General features: G+C 54.1%; 18 protein-coding genes. 16 read left to right on the top strand and 2 right to left on the bottom strand.

Annotated features, from left to right (window positions below; translation table 11 throughout):
• Positions 1-8: 8 nt before the first annotated feature.
• Complete coding sequence (locus PUT07_RS16925) at positions 9-1,121, top strand: rhamnogalacturonan acetylesterase (protein WP_274469472.1); 1,113 nt, start codon at positions 9-11, stop codon at positions 1,119-1,121.
• Between the two features lie 60 nt (positions 1,122-1,181).
• Here PUT07_RS16925 and PUT07_RS16920 read toward each other — a convergent pair whose 3' ends face one another.
• Positions 1,182-3,455, bottom strand: coding sequence for a hypothetical protein (locus PUT07_RS16920; RefSeq protein ID WP_274469471.1), 2,274 nt, complete (start codon positions 3,453-3,455; stop codon positions 1,182-1,184).
• A 237-nt stretch (positions 3,456-3,692) separates the two neighbouring features.
• On the opposite strand from PUT07_RS16920, the gene PUT07_RS16915 reads away from it, so the two are divergent.
• The 3 genes from PUT07_RS16915 to PUT07_RS16905 all read left to right on the top strand — a co-directional run bounded on the left by PUT07_RS16915 (position 3,693) and on the right by PUT07_RS16905 (position 5,716).
• Positions 3,693-4,661 carry a glycosyltransferase family 4 protein gene (locus PUT07_RS16915; protein ID WP_274469470.1) on the top strand — a complete coding sequence of 323 codons (969 nt, stop codon included), beginning with the start codon at positions 3,693-3,695 and terminating at the stop codon, positions 4,659-4,661.
• 112 nt (positions 4,662-4,773) lie between these two features.
• A complete protein-coding gene (locus tag PUT07_RS16910) occupies positions 4,774-5,541 on the top strand; it encodes a C1 family peptidase (protein ID WP_274469468.1) in 768 nt (255 codons plus the stop codon).
• A 34-nt stretch (positions 5,542-5,575) separates the two neighbouring features.
• Entirely contained in the window at positions 5,576-5,716 is a 141-nt protein-coding gene (locus tag PUT07_RS16905; protein ID WP_274469467.1) for an N-acetylmuramoyl-L-alanine amidase, read from the top strand.
• A 186-nt stretch (positions 5,717-5,902) separates the two neighbouring features.
• Here the strand turns inward: PUT07_RS16905 and PUT07_RS16900 are convergent, their stop codons facing one another.
• On the bottom strand, positions 5,903-6,109 hold the full coding sequence (locus tag PUT07_RS16900; protein ID WP_274469466.1) for a DUF1657 domain-containing protein: 207 nt from the start codon (positions 6,107-6,109) through the stop codon (positions 5,903-5,905).
• 197 nt (positions 6,110-6,306) lie between these two features.
• Here PUT07_RS16900 and PUT07_RS16895 point away from each other — a divergent pair, with 197 nt between their 5' ends.
• From PUT07_RS16895 to aroE, 12 genes are all read left to right on the top strand, one after another.
• Positions 6,307-7,167, top strand: coding sequence for a DUF421 domain-containing protein (locus tag PUT07_RS16895; RefSeq protein WP_274469465.1), 861 nt, complete (start codon positions 6,307-6,309; stop codon positions 7,165-7,167).
• Between the two features lie 27 nt (positions 7,168-7,194).
• On the top strand, positions 7,195-7,668 hold the full coding sequence (gene spoVAC / locus PUT07_RS16890) for a stage V sporulation protein AC (RefSeq protein ID WP_274469463.1): 474 nt from the start codon (positions 7,195-7,197) through the stop codon (positions 7,666-7,668).
• Positions 7,669-7,672: 4 nt separating this feature from the next.
• On the top strand, positions 7,673-8,692 hold the full coding sequence (gene spoVAD / locus PUT07_RS16885; protein WP_274469462.1) for a stage V sporulation protein AD: 1,020 nt from the start codon (positions 7,673-7,675) through the stop codon (positions 8,690-8,692).
• The gene (spoVAE, locus tag PUT07_RS16880) at positions 8,689-9,039 is read left to right on the top strand and encodes a stage V sporulation protein AE (protein ID WP_274469460.1); all 351 of its coding nucleotides are present in this window, start codon (positions 8,689-8,691) and stop codon (positions 9,037-9,039) included. The genes spoVAD and spoVAE overlap by 4 nt, the downstream gene beginning before the upstream one ends.
• A 23-nt stretch (positions 9,040-9,062) precedes the next feature.
• Positions 9,063-9,275, top strand: a complete 213-nt coding sequence (locus tag PUT07_RS16875) for a hypothetical protein (RefSeq protein ID WP_274469459.1) — start codon at positions 9,063-9,065, stop codon at positions 9,273-9,275.
• A gap of 942 nt (positions 9,276-10,217) precedes the next feature.
• Positions 10,218-11,177 (top strand): AAA family ATPase, encoded by a 960-nt coding sequence (locus PUT07_RS16870; RefSeq protein WP_274469458.1) that lies wholly within the window; start codon positions 10,218-10,220, stop codon positions 11,175-11,177.
• A gap of 4 nt (positions 11,178-11,181) precedes the next feature.
• On the top strand, positions 11,182-12,474 hold the full coding sequence (locus tag PUT07_RS16865) for a DUF58 domain-containing protein (protein WP_274469457.1): 1,293 nt from the start codon (positions 11,182-11,184) through the stop codon (positions 12,472-12,474).
• On the top strand, positions 12,467-14,695 hold the full coding sequence (locus tag PUT07_RS16860; RefSeq protein WP_274469456.1) for a transglutaminase TgpA family protein: 2,229 nt from the start codon (positions 12,467-12,469) through the stop codon (positions 14,693-14,695). Before PUT07_RS16865 ends, PUT07_RS16860 begins: the two co-directional genes overlap by 8 nt.
• Before the next feature lie 61 nt (positions 14,696-14,756).
• Positions 14,757-15,533: an alpha/beta hydrolase gene (locus tag PUT07_RS16855; RefSeq protein ID WP_274469455.1), complete on the top strand. Its 777-nt coding sequence runs from the start codon at positions 14,757-14,759 to the stop codon at positions 15,531-15,533.
• A gap of 91 nt (positions 15,534-15,624) precedes the next feature.
• Complete coding sequence (locus tag PUT07_RS16850) at positions 15,625-16,119, top strand: YqeG family HAD IIIA-type phosphatase (RefSeq protein ID WP_274469454.1); 495 nt, start codon at positions 15,625-15,627, stop codon at positions 16,117-16,119.
• An 8-nt stretch (positions 16,120-16,127) separates the two neighbouring features.
• A complete protein-coding gene (gene yqeH / locus PUT07_RS16845; RefSeq protein WP_274469453.1) occupies positions 16,128-17,243 on the top strand; it encodes a ribosome biogenesis GTPase YqeH in 1,116 nt (371 codons plus the stop codon).
• Between the two features lie 17 nt (positions 17,244-17,260).
• On the top strand, positions 17,261-18,121 hold the full coding sequence (aroE, locus tag PUT07_RS16840) for a shikimate dehydrogenase (protein WP_274469452.1): 861 nt from the start codon (positions 17,261-17,263) through the stop codon (positions 18,119-18,121).

Here is an 18,121-nt window from a genome sequence, read left to right as displayed (position 1 = left end):
TACAGCTGATGAGCATACATTTGAAGTTCGACTTCGGTCCGGAAACAAGCAGCGCGAAAGCCGGATTCACGAAGATTAGCGGCAGTACGACGTATAATGCGAAGAGCGGATACGGCTTCATGGAAGGCGCGGCAATCTATGAGCGTGATCGCGGGAAGCCGGGTACGCTGCGGCAGGACTTCTGTATTCCGCTCGGCGCCGTCTTTATCGCGGATGTGCCGGACGGGAACTACACGATTCATGCATTGATGGGCGATGCAAAATCCGCCACTTGTACGGGCTTGAAGGTCGGTGAAGGGAGGCTGCTGCTGGCGGAGTGCCGGACAGCCGAAGGCGAATTTGCCGCGAACAGCTTTAGCGTGCACGTCACAGACGGGCAGCTACGGCTCGCCTTCTCAGGGATTGCCCCGAGGATCAACGCCTTGGAAATCGTTTCCGCGCCGCAAGCGGCTACCCTCTACCTGGTGGGAGACTCCACAGTGACCGATCAGCCGCTGGAAGGTTATCCGTACGCGGGATGGGGGCAGATGTTCCCGATGTTCTTCAAAGCGGACGCCGCGGTGGCGAACTATGCGGTCTCCGGCCGCAGTTCCAAAAGCTTTCTGAATGAAGGGCGGTTCGAACCGATCCTCGAGAAGCTCAATGCGAACGATTATTTGTTCATACAATTCGGACATAATGACCAGAAGCTGGATGAGGAGCGGGCGACTTCTCCTTATACAACGTACAAAGAGCACTTGTCGATCTATATCGGCGAAGCCCGGAAGCGGGGAGCGACTCCGATTCTGGTAACGCCGGTGCAGCGCAGATTTTTCGATAACGAAGGTAAGCTCATAGATACGCATGGCGATTATATTACGGCAATGAAGGAGCTGGCCGAAGCGGAAGAGGTCGTTCTGATCGATTTGGCCGCAGAGAGCAAGCGATTGTTTGAAGCGCTCGGCCCGGAAGAAACGAAGTCGCTATTCTTATGGGCCTGGCCGGGAGAGTTTCCGAACTTCCCCCAAGGGGCCGAGGACAACACGCATTTCCAGCAACAAGGCGGCATTGCCGTCGCAGAGCTGGTTGCTGCCTGTATTCGCAAGCAGGGAATACTGCCGCTTCAACGCTATTTGAGATAAACTGCAAGTGAAAGCCCGCAACGATGGTTAACATCGTTGCGGGCTTTTTGCGGCGGCTTCTTACTTCGTTTTCTCCACCGTCACCTGATCGATTTGCAAGGAAGTCAGGCCCGGCGAATCCACGTAAAATCCGATATCCAGCCTTCCGTTCGAAACTTTGGCGCTAGCTTGAATGCGTACATAGCCTGCTGTAGGGACGATGTTCTTATACACCGGTGATCCGCCGTATTCGCTAAGCTCCATTCGGACCGTGTTCGGCTTGTTCCCGTAGACCGTCTCTTTCACCCGGGCGCTTAAGGTATAAGTGCCGTTCGGCAGCCCGGTCAGCATCTGATGGACGCTCTGTTTGTAAGCTTGGGTATTCCAGAAGTAAAGCTTATAGCTGCCCTGGTAGGCGTCAAACGAATCTACGCCGTACGCGGGGGCTTGGCCGGCCGGGTGCCACTCGCGCCAACCGCGAATGTCACCGCTTTCCCAATCGCCGTTCATCACCCGCAGTGCATTCGCGTTTGCCAGAGGGTTCGTATCCAGCGTAATGCCGTCCAAATGAATTTCGCCCTGATCGGAGTTCTGCCGCTCCAGCGTAATCAGATTCACGCCTTTCTTCAGATGGACGCGGCCTGTCGTATTGGACCAATGGCTCCATCCGGCGGTAGAAGCAAAGGCGACTGCCCGCGTAGGCTGAACGGCAGCACCTTGCTCATCGGTAACGCTTACATGCAGCGTACTGTTTGCACTTGAACCCTTGTCACCTGTAGCATAGCGGTAGGATAGCGCATAGTCGCCGTCTTCCGGTGCCTCCACCGCGTACACGATTTTCGCGCCAGCGGCGTTCAAGCCGTCGACGAATCCGAAGCCTTCATAACCCGCATAGTTATTGTTAAAATGCGTGCCGCCAACCCATGTCGCAACTTCTGCCGCATAATTCACAGTCGAGCCTTCCGCCTCAATTTTCACCACGCGGGAGCCGTGCTTGGGCAGCGAAGGGGAGTAGGCCGCAAGCTTGCCAAGCGATGCCCCGGTCCATAGCTCCGTTGTTGCCGCAGGCGTCTTCAGTCCCAAGTCTTTGGCATAATCGACAGAGCGCACGGCGGCTTGATCGGAGCGGTTGAACAATCCGACAACCCAGCTGCCGTCCGGCAATTGGCCGAGCCATTTCTCGGAATTTCTGGCCTGCGGATCGCTGCTGAACGAATTCCCATTGTTGTAGTAAGGCTTCCCTACGAAGCCTTGATTATGCAGCTCCAGCATATTTTTGTTCTTATAGAAGGCGCCGGTGCTGCCGATGGTGGCGTATTGGTCCGTGATGGCGATCGGCGAGCCGGCCATTGTGAACAAATTGATGATGCTTTTGCGTTCTTCATCGGTTCGGAACGTATTCATCCGGATGAAATCGCCATCCAGAATCATGTTGGAGCCGCGTCCGGCAATGTCGGAGAAGCCCGTGAAGCCTTGGAACGGGTTCGCCCACTGCGACCAGCCGTTCATCCAATTTTGCCGTTGTCCGCTCAGGTTTTCCCAGCCGCCGTGAGCCAGATCTTCGTTAATCCGCACCATGTCGCCATAAGGCAGCTCGCCTGCAGCATGGTTGTTCAGATGCGGCATCACAAGGCTCAGCTCCATCTCGTCGCCGGCCGCTTCTTTCATCCAGCGCAGCGCGGTTTGATAGTTTGCCGATCCGTGATTCACACCGATCGTTCTGCCTTTATCCGTGCCGGTCTCGTACCAGGAGAGGAAGTCGATTCTCAAATAAGGAACCCCGAGATTTTTGAAATATTGGATATAACCCTGAATATATTCCTTGGCTCCTGGCTTGGTGACATCGACCCAGTACAGATCGTCGTTGAACTTATCGGCGGAAGAGGCAATATCGCTAATTTTGTAGTTCGTTCCGATGACCTTCTTGGTCGGATCGGCTGCAGCGCTTCGGGTTACCCAGAGCGGATTGTAATAGACGCCAAGCTTCATGCCCTTCTTCTGAATATAAGAAGACCAATACGCCCAATCGTGCTGCCAGCCATCGTTATGGGATAAAATGTATCCGTTTTCATTTGTGCGCTGAGCGCCCTCGATCCAGCCGTCAGAGGCAATCATGTCGTACCCGGCCTGTTTGTAATCGTTCGCAATCCAGTCGATGTTTTTTTTCCATTCCGCCTCGTCCATAGGGGCATTATGTGTATATTGATATTCATAGGTGCTCCAATAGAGGGGCCCCGTACCGTTTCTAGTAAACTGGCTCTCGCGAGCCGTTGCGGGAGCTGCCAGAGCCGCAGCCATTACAAGACCGGCCAGACCCATTGTGCACGTTCGAGTCAAAGATGTCAGTTGTCTCATAGCAGTCGGTCCTTTCTTCATAAGTGATTCGTCGTCACAGGTCTATCATAGCCGAAAGTGAAAGCGCTGCCTATGACCTCTTTTAACCAGTATTTTTGGAGAGAAAGATACTTGTCCGTGGCAATGCATGGAGTCTTGCATATTTTGAAAAGAGAGCTTAGCAATCTTGCGAACGTATTTCGATATGTTACAAGATTCATATGACGATAATATAAAGGAAACGGAGTGAACCTGTGAATGAAACGTCTTCACATTGTGCAAGTGATATCCAATTATCCGGATGCCCAGAAGCTGCCGCCGACGAATCAGGGAGGAACGGAAAAGGTTGTTCATGAATTGACCGAAAGCCTTGTACGAAAGGGTCACAAGGTTATCCTGTTCGCGGCTAAAGGCAGTCGGACACGTGCCAGACTCATTCCGTTCCCCAAAGGGCTTCGCGACGCCGGGATCGGGGGGTACGTGCTGCGCAAATTGCCTCCGCGCGTCGACGTCATTCACGATCACACGTTCACCTCGGCTTTGGGTACGCGCAAACTGCGAATTCCTACGGTGTGCACGATGCATCTGCCCGTTCGGCAGCGCGTCAAGCATCCTGTCTATGTATCCAGACGGGCGAAGATGGTCATGGGTAACAATCGCGGCTATTTCATCTACAACGGTATTAATCCGAACGAATATGAATTCAGTTCCAAAAAGAGCGACGTCATGGTGTTTATGGGACGAATTTTGCGTGAGAAAGGGGTCCTGCATGCCATCGAGATTGCCGAAAAAACGAACCGCAAGCTCATCATTGCCGGGCCCGTCAAGGACGCGGCTTTGTTTCGCAAGGAAATTATGCCGCGCATTCGCAGCAATCCCAACATTAAATTCGTCGGCCCTGTAGGCGGCAGAAGAAAACAGAAGCTGTTGAAGCACGCCTCCTGCCTGTTGTTCCCTACGGTCTGGGAGGAGCCCTTCGGGCTAGTCATGATTGAAGCGATGGCCTGCGGTACGCCGGTCATTGCGTTGAACCATGGTGCGGTGCCTGAGGTCATGGCGGGCTTCCCCGAGCTGATCTGCCGGTCCGTCCCCGAAATGATCGCCAAAGTCAAGCAGGGGCGTTTCCCCGAACCGGCAGCGCTCCGCAGGTACGTCATACGCCGGTTCTCGACGTCCCGAATGACGAACCGATACTTAGCCGTTTACCGGAAAGCGATGAAAAAATAAATACGCAGGATCGGCCGCGCGCATGCCTCTGGTATGCGCGCTTTTGGCACGCTGCAGCCCATGGGTGAATACACTGGATTACACGGGCGCGAAGCATCGGGGAGGGGAACGGATGAAACGGAAACTGACGGTAAGACGGGATCCGCGCGACTTTCGCGATTTGTATTACCGAAGCGCAAATTATGTTCGGGAATCTCAACTGCCTGCTGCCGTCGACTTGCGTAAGGGACTGTCTCCTGTAGTGAATCAAGGGAGCCTGGGTTCTTGCACGTCGAATGCGATTGTCAGCGGGCTTCGCGAATATTGGCTGAGACAGAACGGATACCCGGACGCCAATCTGCGGTTATCCCGGCTGTTTCACTATTGGCACGAACGCGATTTGGAGGGAACGGTCAATCGGGATTCCGGCGCCACCATTCGCGACGGCATGAAGGTGCTGCAGAAGATCGGTGTGTGTCCCGAAAGCGAGTGGCCTTATCAGATAGCTAAATTCAAAGTGAAGCCGGACCGCGAAGCGGAAGCGACCGCCGGTGAGTACCGCATCGAGAGCTATCACCGCATTCACGATTTGGCAGGAATCAAAGCGGCGTTGGCCGACGGCCAGCCGGTCGTATTCGGCATATGGATTTATGCCTCGTTCGAGAGCCTTGCGGCGGCGCGGACCGGGCGAATTCCGTATCCTAACCGGAGCAAGGAGATGCTGCTCGGCGGCCATGCCATGCTTGCCGTAGGCTATAGAGACGGCAAGAAGAAAGGCCAGGGCGTTGTCATCGCGAGGAATTCGTGGGGCCGGGGTTGGGGGGACCAAGGGTATTGTTATTTGCCTTACGCCTTCTTCAAGAACAGATTGCTGACGTTTGACTATTGGACCGGGAAGTAAACCCGGTACAACGATGTAAGGAGGGGACACAGCAGTGTTGAGTGCGGAAGACGCGAATAAAATCATTGCCTTCTTGTCTGCGGCGTATATGGCTACGGAAGACCCGCAAGCAAGAGAAGAATTTCACCGCTTGGCCAACGAGCTGCGGAAAGCATCCGGCCAGCCGTTGCAATAAAGGATATTTCATTCGAAACGAGGGCGGCTCTTATGGAGCAGGAAGATCGATTGATTTTGTTTGTTTTGGTACTTTTCGTATTGCTTGCAGTCATCCTTTTGATGTTATATTAATCCCAATGTGAACAGCCCTTAACGACTTCTGTCGTTAAGGGCTGTTTTTGGCTTGCCCGCCAATCGGAGTGAATTAGAAGCCTTTGTACTGCGGTTCTTCATTCTCCAATTGCTGTACGCGGGAAGCGACTTGGTTGACGATATCTTGCGCAGCCATTGCAGCCGTTTCATAAAGCTGCTTGGCCTCCTGATTTTGCGTGCTCAAAGCGAATGTTTCAAGGCTTGCTTGTGCGCTTTTCAAGGAGGCTAACGTCGTTTTTACTTGGGAAGCTACAGTCATCTCGGCACCTCTTCGTCATGGATTGGGATTGCAAGCAAATTGTTTAGGATGATTTCATTTGTTTGCGCTCATTAATATACCCCGACTTTCCGTAGTCATTATTGACAATTTAATCCATCAAGACAGAGGTGATAGCAGGCTCTTCTTTTGTGCATAATGTTTTTGTTTAGAGCTTTAGGAAGGAGCGTGGAACGATTGTGGCGGATTGGTTGCATATCGTTATCAGAGCGTTCAGCTCACTAGTCATTCTTTTTGTAATGACGCGGATTCTCGGGAAGAAGCAAATTTCGCAGCTGACATTTTTCGAATATGTCATCGGAATTACATTAGGGGATTTGGCGGGAGTCATCTCTACGGACGTAGAAAGCAATTTTTGGCATGGCATCATCGCTATATTGGTTTGGTGTCTGCTCCCTTTCTTTTTGGAATTGTTGACGCTCAAAAGCAAGACGCTGCGCAACTGGTTTGAGGGCAAGGGCACGGTGTTGATCAAAGACGGCAAAGTGCTTGAGGATAATTTGAAAAAAGAAAGATATACGGGAGACGAGCTTCTGGAGCAGCTGCGAACCAAAAGCGTATTCCGGGTAGCGGATGTCGAGTTCGCGATGCTGGAGTCCAGCGGCGACTTAAGCGTTCTGCTGAAGAGTGAACTGCAGCCGTTAACGCCAAAGCATCTGGGGATGAAGCTGGTTCAGGAGAAGCCGACCCAAACCGTCATTATGGACGGTGTCATACAGGAAGAGCCGCTGGCTGAGGCTGGCAAAGGAGTCGGATGGCTGCAAGCGGAACTGGATAAGCTAGGAGTAACGAAAGAAAATGTTTTTCTTGGTCAAGTGAATACGCACGGTGAATTGACCGTCGACCTGTACGACGATAAATTGCAAGTGCCTGGGCCTGCCGAGCGTCCGGCGCTGTTGGCCATGTTGAAGAAATGCGAAGCCGATCTAGAACTTTTTTCTTTGACGACGGAGCATCCCGAGGCCAAGCTGATGTATGAAAATTGCTCCGAAAGGCTGACGAAGGTGATTCAAGATCTTCATGTCTTGTTGAGATCGTAAGAGTACGGAATATCCAGGAGGGAACGTATGGCCAACAATAAAAAGAAAAATCTGACCATGACGCAGCAGGAGTATCAGGATCTAGCGAAACGGATCGAGCCGAAGCGGCCGGTATTGAAAAATTGCTTGCGGGCTTTTCTCGTTGGAGGCACGATCTGCTTGATCGGTGAATGCTTCATGCAAATTTTTATCAACTATTTCGGCTTTACGGAAAAAACGGCGGGCAATCCAACGGTTGCTTGCCTGATTATCATTTCCGTCATCCTGACGAGCTTCGGCATCTACGACAAAATGGCCCAATGGGCGGGAGCAGGATCCTCGGTACCCGTCACGGGCTTTGCCAACTCGCTCTGCTCCGCGGCCATCGAGCACAGGGCGGAGGGGCTTGTGCTGGGGGTCGGCGGCAACATGTTCAAATTGGCGGGATCGGTAATTGTGTACGGCACCGTGGCTGCTTTCGTTGTCGGCCTTTTGCATCTTATTATCAAGGGTGGGGGTTGACCATATGTTGAAGGGGCATCAGAGCTGGATATTCGAGAATCGGCCGGTCATTCTCTCGACAGGCACGGTTGTCGGACCCGATGAAGGCAAGGGGCCTATCGCGGAAGATTTCGATATCGTGCACGGAGATCTGACTATCGGCCAGAAAACGTGGGAAAAAGCGGAGAAAGCGCTGCTGGAAGAAGCCGCGCAGCAAGCGCTCGATCATGCCGGACTCACCGGCGGACAAATTCAGTTCTACATCGGGGGCGATCTGATGAATCAGATTATCTCCAACACATTCGCCGCACGCACATTGGGCATGCCGTATCTTGGCATCTTCGGCGCCTGCTCGACGTCGATGGAGGGGCTCGCGATCGCCGCGCAGCTGCTGGATTCCGGGGCGGCCAACTACGCGATGGCCGGCACGTGCAGCCATAACTGCACCGCCGAGAAGCAGTTCCGCTACCCGACGGAGTACGGCTCACAGAAGCCGCCGACGGCGCAGTATACGGTGACCGGGGCGGGAGTCGCCGTGCTCGGCAAGAGCGGAGACGGCCCCGTCATCACCGGCGCCACCATCGGGCGGATCGTGGACATGGGGATTACCGATCCGTTCAATATGGGCGCCGCTATGGCGCCTGCCGCAGTCGATACGATTCAGGCCCACTTCCGCGACACGGGACGCGAGCCGGGGTATTATGACCTGATCGTAACCGGGGATCTCGCCGCCGTAGGGTCCGAGATCGCCCGCGAGCTGTTTCACAAGCATCACGTCCCGATCGAACAGACGACGTATGATGATTGCGGGCTGATGATCTACCACCGGGACAAGCAGCATGTGCAAGCGGGGGGGAGCGGCTGCGGCTGCTCGGCCACCGTTACATACGGTCATCTGCTCAAACGTATGAAGAAGGGGGAACTGAAGCGGATCCTGGTCGTTGCGACAGGCGCTCTGCTTTCTCCGCTTTCGTTCCAGCAAGGGGAAAGCATTCCGTGTATCGCTCATGCGGTTGCTATTGAGTCAGGAGGGTTGTACGCATGAACTTTTTTTGGGCTTTTGTCATCGGCGGTGCCATCTGTGTATTCGGGCAGCTGCTGATGGATCTCGGCAAGCTGACGCCGGCGCACACGATGAGCACGCTCGTCGTTCTGGGCGCTATCGCCGACGGTTTGAACTTGTATGATCCGTTCATCGAATTCGCGGGCGCGGGTGCGACCGTTCCGATTACGAGCTTCGGCAACGCGCTTGTGCACGGGGCACTCGAGGAGCTGCATAAGGAAGGCTATATCGGTATCATCACCGGTATATTTAAAGTGACGAGCGCGGGTATATCCGCGGCGATTATTTTCTCGTTTATCGCGGCCGTATTCGTGAAACCGAAAGGCTGAGCGGCAGTATTCGGATATAAAGGATGTCCATAAGTCATGTAAATGGCTTGGGACATCTTTTTTTGTGCGCCGTTGCAGGATCGGCGGTCGGCAACGGCAAGGGCAACGGCATCGGCATCGGCGGCGCCGGCACCACGTGGCCGGCTAACGGACACAGATGCGCTTATTCGGCCGTTTCGGGCCGAATTGCCGAGCTAACGGACACCAGCGCAGCTATTTGGCGAATTCGAGCGTGATTTCGCTCAAAATCGCCAAATAAGCACGCGTGTGTCCGTTAGCTTTAAGACGCGGTGATTGCGCGTCAATTAACGGCTGTGGTGTCCGTTAGCCGCAGCACGGTGCGATCTCCGCGACATCGGCCTCGATACCGGCGCCGGCACCGGCCTCGCCGCCGCCAAGTGGCCGGCTAACGGACACAGATGCGCTTATTCGGCCGTTTCGGGTCGAATTGCCGAGCTAACGGACACCAGCGCAGCTATTTGGCGAATTCGAGCCTGATTTCGCTCAAAATCGCCAAATAAGCACGCGTGTGTCCGTTAGCTTTAATCCGCGGCGGCCAGCGCGTCAATAACGGCCGCGGTGTCCGTTAGCCGCAGCACGGTGCGATCTCCGCGACATCGGCCTCGATACTGGCGCCGGCACCGGCCTCGCCGCCGCCAAGTGGCCGGCTAACGGACACAGATGCGCTTATTCGGCCGTTTCGGGCCGAATTGCCGAGCTAACGGACACCAGCGCAGCTATTTGGCGAATTCGAGCGTGATTTCGCTCAAAATCGCCAAATAAGCACGCGTGTGTCCGTTAGCTTTAAGACGCGGCGATTGCGCGTCAATTAACGGCTGTGGTGTCCGTTAGCACGCCGCGGAGTCTTCCTCAAGGCGAGTAATTCCGCGCAGACATTTCACATGGTTAATTTTAACAAATAAATTTAGAGGAATTACAAGTATACGAGCGAAAAACTTTACTGTAAACTGGATTTATGCACTTTTTTCCGCGAAATTGGGGATTACGCTCATATCGGCGTTTTTTTGCCCGATGGCAGGACCCGCCACCTCGTTTTTTTATTCATTCATGCAGCAATCGCTTACGAGAATCAGCCGCAGCCTGCCAGCTCCAACCCATTCATCAGCAGCGGCTTACGGAGTAAGTCTTCTTACGAAAACTCTAAGGAGGATTAGGACATGGAAACTGCCACCCAACATCACGTAGAAGTTTTAGCAAGACTCAAAGCGAACTTGGAATCATGCATTCTTGGCAAAAGCGCCGAAATCGAATTATTGCTGACTGCGATGCTGGCCGGCGGACATGTTTTGCTCGAAGACGTGCCCGGCACCGGCAAAACCGTGCTGATCAAAGCGCTCGCCCGCTCGATCGACGGCCAATTCCGCCGCATTCAGTGCAATCCGGACTTATTACCCTCCGATATTACCGGTGTTTCTATATATCATCCCAAAGAAGAGAAGTTCCTGTTCCGCTCCGGTCCGATCATGACGAACATTTTACTGGTCGACGAAATCAACCGGGCGACGACCAAGACGCAATCCGCTCTGCTGGAAGCTATGGAAGAGCAGCATATTACAGTCGACGGCGACATCCATGAATTGCCTTCGCCTTTCCTCATGCTGGCCACGCAGAACCCGATCGATTTCGAAGGCACTTATATCCTGCCGGAAGCACAGCTGGACCGGTTCATGATCAAGCTGAGCCTGGGCTATCCGAACGAAACCGCCGAGAAGCAGATGATCGCCTCCCAGAGCCAAGCGCATCCGATGGAATCGCTGCATGCGGTCATCGATACCTCCACCGTACTCGACCTGCAGGAGCAGGTTCGCAAGGTGCATATAGACGATGCCGTTTCGGACTATCTCGTCCATATTTCCAGACGTACGCGGGAGCATGCCGCCGTCTTCCTCGGAGCAAGTCCGCGGGCCACGCTGTCTCTCGTACTAGCCTCCAAAGGCTATGCATTCTTGAAAGGCAGAGATTACGTCATCCCGGATGACATCAAATATTTAGCGCCTTACGTATTAGGTCACCGGATGATTCTACACTCCGAGGCGCGCATGGACGGGGCTTCGGTCCAATCCGTACTCGGATCGATCTTCGAACAAGTGCGCGTGCCGGTCCGATTGGAGAAGTGAGCCTATGAACCGACCGGTATTTCGACGATTCGGGGAACGCCCCCGGCTTCCGGCTCCGCTATGGGTTCTGATTTCATGTTTTATGGCCAGCTTGCTTTTCCTGCTGTTTCAAGGCGGGAAGCTGGCCTCCATGCTTTTTATTATTATCGCTCTGTTGTCCATCTATCTCCTCTCGGGGAATTGGAGCGGGATCAAGCGGACCCAAGGCGCCCGCAAGCTGACGAATTTGGCGCAGGATGCAGGGGCGGAAGCGGGACAATCGCTGCAGATCGCGATCAACGTGCAGATTCCGGGCTTCTGGCCGATTCCCTACATGATGATTAAGGATCAGCTCATCCGCCAGAGCGGAGAAGCGACGATTTTCGAAGGCTCGCTCATTCCGGATTGGAAGCGAAGAGGCGAGATGGTGTACAGCACGCCGCCGCTGAGACGCGGGTATTACCGGTTCGGAACGACGGAGTGTCTGACAGAGGATATTTTCGGGTTCTTTCAACATAAGGGCCGTATGGAGCTGCAGCAGTCGATAACGGTCTATCCGCAAACGGTGGCGATCCGCGAGTGGGCGCAATTCCACCAGATGCTCAAAGGCATGCAGCATCATTCTACGACGACGAGGGCTCACCGGGAGACTACGCAAATTAATGGCGTCCGTGAATACATCTACGGCGACCGGTTATCCCGGATTCACTGGAACGCGACGGCGAAGACGGGAACGTGGAAGTCCAAAGAGTTCGAGCGGGAATCGCTGCCCAAAACGATTATTCTACTGGACCGGACAGCACGCGCATACGGGGATGCAGCCGAATTCGAATTGGCGGTCTCGATTGCGGCGTCGTTATTCCGGTACGGATCGGGCCGGGAGCTAGCGCTCGGACTGCTGTCCATCGGCAAGGAGTCCACCTATTTCGAGCCGAAGCAAAGCCAGAATCACCATAAGCACATTCTGAAGCATCTGGTTGGCGTGGAAGCAGACGGTTTCCATTCGCTGCACCAGATCTTGAAAGAGCATTCCCGGGAGTTGCCGGCCGGCTGCTTCTTTGTCCTGATTTCTCCGCAGAAAGGCTCCGCTATGATGCAGGTGCTTACTCAATTGGAGCATCTCCAGATGAATCCGTGCCATATATGGGTTCATGCGGATGCGGCACCGTCACAAGCTTTCAAGATGCAGGGCACGGAGCAGGAGCAGGCGAAGGACGACTGGGTGAAGGCTATTCGCTCGCAAGGCTACATGGGGTATGAGGTCAGCCAATTAACGGACTTGCCTAACCTGTTGGGAGGGGCGAAACGTTATGCTTAACACACTATGGAGAAGAATCGTGCTGACCGACTGGGAGCAGCGGCTTTGCGCCATCTTGACCGGGATTTATCTCTATCAATTCGTTATTTGGATTACCAAAGAAGACGGTATGTGGCTGCCGGAAACGGTCGCCTACGTCACCGGAACGCTGGGCATCGTGGCGGCGACTTACATGCTGCCTCATATTCGCAGCGTGTGGCGTTCCTTCATTCAGTTCATTCTGATCGTCGGGATCCATGCCGTGGGCATGGGGTACCACTTCGTCACACTGCATGTAACCTCATGGAAAACGGCGCTGCGATGGATCGCTCTCAATGCCGGACAGCTCGAGCCGTATATTTGGTTCAGTCTAACGGCATGGGTCATCTACTTGTTCGCCATGTGGTCGGTCAAATCCAGGCTGCGTATTTTTGTCCTGATTACCGTCAGCATTCTGTTTTTTTCCATCCGCGACTCCTTCAGCGCGATATTTCTATGGCCGCAAGTCGCCATGGTCATCTTCTGCGGATTCTCTCTGCTAATCGTTCGGCATTTCGCCAAATTGAAAAAGCGGGCTCCCGTCATCTGGGAAACGATCACCGATTACCCGTCTTCGCTGCTTCTGCCTGTAGCGCTTATTGTCAGTGTCATCGGGATTGTCGGCTTCCTGGCGCCGACCGTAGACCCTGTGCTGACGGATCCTTACACGGCATGGAAGGTAAGCCGGGGGGAGCCTGTTCCCCTTCTAGGCAAAGGCGTCAGCGTTACGGCGTCAGCCGCCGACTCCTCCTCCGGATACAGCCGGGATGACAGTACGCTCGGCGGGGGATTCCAATTCGACTATACCCCTGTCATGACGGTCGAAACGAGCAAACGAACGTATTTCCGCGGCGAAACGCGGGCGCAATACAACGGGAAAGGCTGGGAACCCAGCGCTAACGAGAGAAGAATGCCGCTCAATCGGGTGAACCTGAATGTGCTGCCGCTTGACCCGAGATTCGATACCTCGCAGCTCGAGACGAAAGAAGTCACACAAACGATCGTGATGGAAAGGGATGAAACGTTCCCGGTTCTGTTCGGCGGTTACGCCATCCAGCGGCTCGTGGAAGTGAATCAGGGTGAGAATCAGTTCCAGCGCATTCTGTGGTCGCCTCGTCAATCCGAGCTTCGCTACTCGGGTCGGACGAACTACCCGAAGGAGTACGCCATTGTTACGCAGGAGCCGATTCTGGGCGTTGCCAAGTTGCGCGAAGTGAATGTCGACTATGCGAATAAACCGGAATGGGCCGAATATTTGCAAGTGCCTGCGGATTTGCCGGCGCGCGTCAAGCAGCTGGCCGCCGACATTACGAAGTCTGCGACCAACGCGTACGATAAGGCGAAGCTGATCGAGACCTATTTGTCCGAAACCTACCCTTATACGAACACCCCGGACGAGTCCAAAGGGAAAAGCAAGGACTTCGTGGACCGTTTCCTGTTCGAAGTGAAACAGGGCTATTGCGATTACTACTCCACGTCAATGGCTGTGCTTAGCCGTTCCATCGGACTGCCGACCCGGTGGGTCAAAGGCTATTCCTCCGGCGCTTCGCCGGTTTCGGAGGAAGTCAGGGATTTCGGCATTCTGAGCCAGTTGGGCGCAGATATCGATGAGGATGCCGCCGGTACGTACACCGTCCGCAACTCCGATGCGCATTCCTGGGTGGAAGTCTATTTCGAAGGCTTCGGCTGGATTCCATTCGAGCCTACGTCCGGATTCTCCCTTCCGAACGTGTTTCCGGAGGTTACGCCTCCTCCTTCAGAGCTGTCGACAGAGAGCGATCCGGTTACATTGCCGGAAGAAGCGGAAGCGGCTCCTAGCTTTACCTGGTTATGGATAACGTTTAGTGCTGCAGCCGGAGCGGCAGCGATCGCCGCCGGTGCATGGCTGTTCTTCAAAGGCGCGTACTGGCAAGCCTTCAGAGCCCGCCGGAAGCTCAAAGCCGTTAACTTCAATCAGAAAATTATCGTGGAGTTCGAGAGGCTGCTGCGCATGAGCCGCCGCAAGGGCTACACGAGACTTGAACATGAAACGATGCGCGAAGCCACCGCCAGATGGGCTAATCAGAGCAAATGGATGAAGCACGAGCTGGAGACGGTGCTCGAGCTGTTCGAGCGGGCCAAATACAGTCAAGCGGCATCCACGGAAGCCGATTATCAAGCGGTTAGCCAATCGATTATCAAATTAAAAGAACAAATGAAATAGGCATTTGAGAACCACTCCCCCTCCCGGGGGGTGGTTTTGCCTATGAGAGGAGCTTATTCGTATGGCATTTATCGATTGTCATTTTTATTCCGATACACTGGGCGTTTCCGCATCCATGTACGTTCTGCTGCCCCAAGCCGCTCATTCCCAAATCGGAATGTCTTCGGCCAGCTTCGGCAAGAAGCATCCGACCCTCTATTTACTCCATGGCCTGTCGGACGATCATACGATCTGGATGCGCCGCACGTCCATCGAGCGGTATGCCGCCAAATTAGGCATCGCCGTCGTCATGCCGGCCGTCAACCGCAGCTTTTACACCGATATGGCGGCTGGACCGAAATATTGGACCTTCGTTAGCGAAGAGCTGCCGGCGCTGGCCAGGTCTTTCTTCCCTTTGGCAGAAGAGAGGGAATTGAACTACGTGGCAGGATTGTCGATGGGCGGTTATGGCGCGATGAAACTGGCGCTTACGCACCCGGACAGATTCGCGGCTGCGGCAAGCTTGTCGGGTGCGCTCGATATTTCGCACCGCGCGCTCAACTTTCCGGGCGATTTCCAATTGATATACGGCGATGTCAACCAAATCAAGGGCAGCGCCAACGATTTATTTCACTTGGCGCAGAAGCTCGCATCAAGTCCTCATGCCAAACCCGATCTATATCAATGCTGCGGCACGGAGGATTTCTTATATGAAGATAATCTCCGGTTCCGCGATTACTGCCGGGAAATCGGACTGGACTTAACTTATGAGGAAGGGCCCGGCGAGCATGAATGGGGATATTGGGACCGCCAAATTCAAAACGTCCTGAATTGGCTGCCGCTTCCAACCCGCGGATAGTGGGAAAATATGTTCTTTTCTTTTTGCAACAATCGGGTCACTATGGTATAGTTTCTCGTATATGTCGAGGAAGCAGTTGGAGGGAAATGGTTTGCTGAATAAGCTTGTACCCAGACAGTCCGTACATACGATCTATGATATTGACGCCAATCATTTATGGGATTTTGGCGTGCGCGGTATCATTACCGATCTCGATAATACGCTTGTCGGCGCGCGCGATCCGCATGCGACCCCGGAGCTGATAGAGTGGTTGAACCGATTGCAGAAGATGGGCTTCAAAGTCGTGATCGTGTCCAATAACAATCACGGACGCGTTTCCGCTTTTGCAGAGCCGTTAGGCATTCCATTTATTCACCGCGCCAAGAAACCGTCGAACGTTTCTTTTCACAAAGCTATGAAGCTGCTTGGTACGAGCGTAAGACAAACAGCGGTCATAGGCGATCAAATGTTAACCGATGTGCTTGGCGGCAATCGAATGGGGCTTTACACGATTCTGGTACAGCCGATTTCCATCAATGACGAAGGGTTTTTCACACGAATCAACCGTCGGATTGAGAAATGGGCGACAGCCAGAATGAAGAATTAGGAGGTTTCATGAGTACAGAAATCGTTAATCATTGTGCGGGATGCGGCGTACTGCTGCAAACGGAAGACAAAAGCAAGCTGGGTTTTATCCCGGAAGCGGCGCTGCAGAAGGAACCGGTCATCTGCCAGCGGTGCTACAGGATCAAACACTATAATGAATCTTCGAGCATCACCTTGCAGCAGGACGACTTCCTGAAGCTGCTCGGCCATGTCGGCCAAACCAAAGCGCTCGTCGTGAAGATTGTGGACATTTTCGACTTCGAAGGCAGCATGATTTCCAGCCTTGCCCGGTTCGTCGGGACGAATCCGGTGCTGCTCGTCGTCAACAAAATCGACCTGTTGCCGAAGGTGACGAACGCCAACAAAATCATCAATTGGGTGCAGCGCCGAGCCAAAGAAGCGAATCTCAAAGTCGTCGATATCGTGCTGTGCAGCGCGAAGAAGAATATCGGCTTTGATCGCGTCATTACGGCCGTACAGGAATACCGCGGCAATATGGACGTATATGTCGTCGGTGCTACGAACGTAGGGAAATCGACCCTTATTAATCGTTTGATCAGCGATTACAGCGATCTTGACGCTGAGCTGACGACGTCCCAGTACCCGGGCACGACGCTGGATTTGGTCAAAATCCCGCTCGATGATGGCCGGTTTATCGTCGATACGCCGGGGATCGTTCACCAACACCGGTTAACCGAGGTTGTGAAGAAACGCGATCTTTCCCGCATCATGCCGGACAAGCCGCTCAAACCGATCGTCTTTCAATTAAACGAGGCGCAGACGCTGTTTTTTGGCGCTTTAGCCCGGTTTGATTTTATGAAAGGCGAGCACCAGTCGTTCACCTGCTACATCTCCAATGCAATTCAAATTCACCGTACGAAATTGGAGCGGGCGGACGCCTTATATGAAGAACACAAGGGCGTGATGCTGGCACCGCCGAATGAGGACGATCTGGCAGAGCTGCCGCCGCTTGTGAAGCATGTGCTGAACATTCCGAAGGGGAAACAGATGGATGTGCTCATCTCCGGTCTAGGCTGGATCAAGGTGAATTCCGTGGCCGGCGCTCAACTTGCCGTTCACGCACCGAAGGGGATTAAGGTTATCACACGCGAGTCATTGATATAGGGGGACCAGAGGAAACCATGGAGAAGAGCCGGGCGATTGACAGTCATACGATTCTATATGGGGTATTCGGGGATCCGATACGGCACTCCCGTTCACCGATCATGCTGAATCGCGCTTTTCAGGAAGCCGATTTGAATGCGGTTTACGCAGCTTTTCATGTTCGTCCCGAAGAGCTTGGCGACGCCGTTCGCGGGATTCGGGCTCTAGGCTACCGGGGGATCAACGTAACAATCCCCCACAAAGTGGAAGTGATGCAGTACCTGGACGAGATCGACGAAGGCGCCCGCATCGTAGGCGCTGTGAACACGATTGTGAACGATGCCGGCAAGCTGACCGGATACAATACCGACGGCATCGGGTACGTGCGCTCGCTCAAAGAGGAAACAGGTATCGAATTGAAGGGCAAGAATGTGCTTGTCCTAGGTGCCGGAGGAGCGGCGAGAGGCGTTGCCTATGCGCTGGCCAAAGAAGGCGCAGGCTGCATTTACATCGCGAACCGGACCAAAGAACGGGCGCTTGAGCTGGCCGAGACGATCGGCACTTATACCAAGACGGTCGGACTCGGGCTGGATGAGGTGGCGGACGTCGTGGATCACGTTCAGTTCGTGCTGAATACGACCTCCGCAGGTATGCACCCTCATACCGAGGAGCTGCCGATGCCGGTCGAGCTGCTTCGAAAGCATCATCTCGTAAGCGATCTGATCTATAACCCGCGCATTACGCGTTTTCTCCGTGAAGCGGAGGCCGTCGGCGCCCGCATTCATGGCGGACTCGGCATGTTTATTTATCAAGGGGCATATGCCTTCGAATACTGGACTGGCACACCTGCGCCCGTTGAGGCGATGAGACGGGTGGTAGAGCAGTCGTTAGCTGAATAA

This window comes from Paenibacillus sp. MAHUQ-63 (assembly GCF_028765165.1).
In the GTDB taxonomy this organism is placed as follows: Bacteria; Bacillota; Bacilli; order Paenibacillales; family NBRC-103111; genus Paenibacillus_E.
This window is presented reverse-complemented; position numbering and strand designations above follow the sequence as displayed.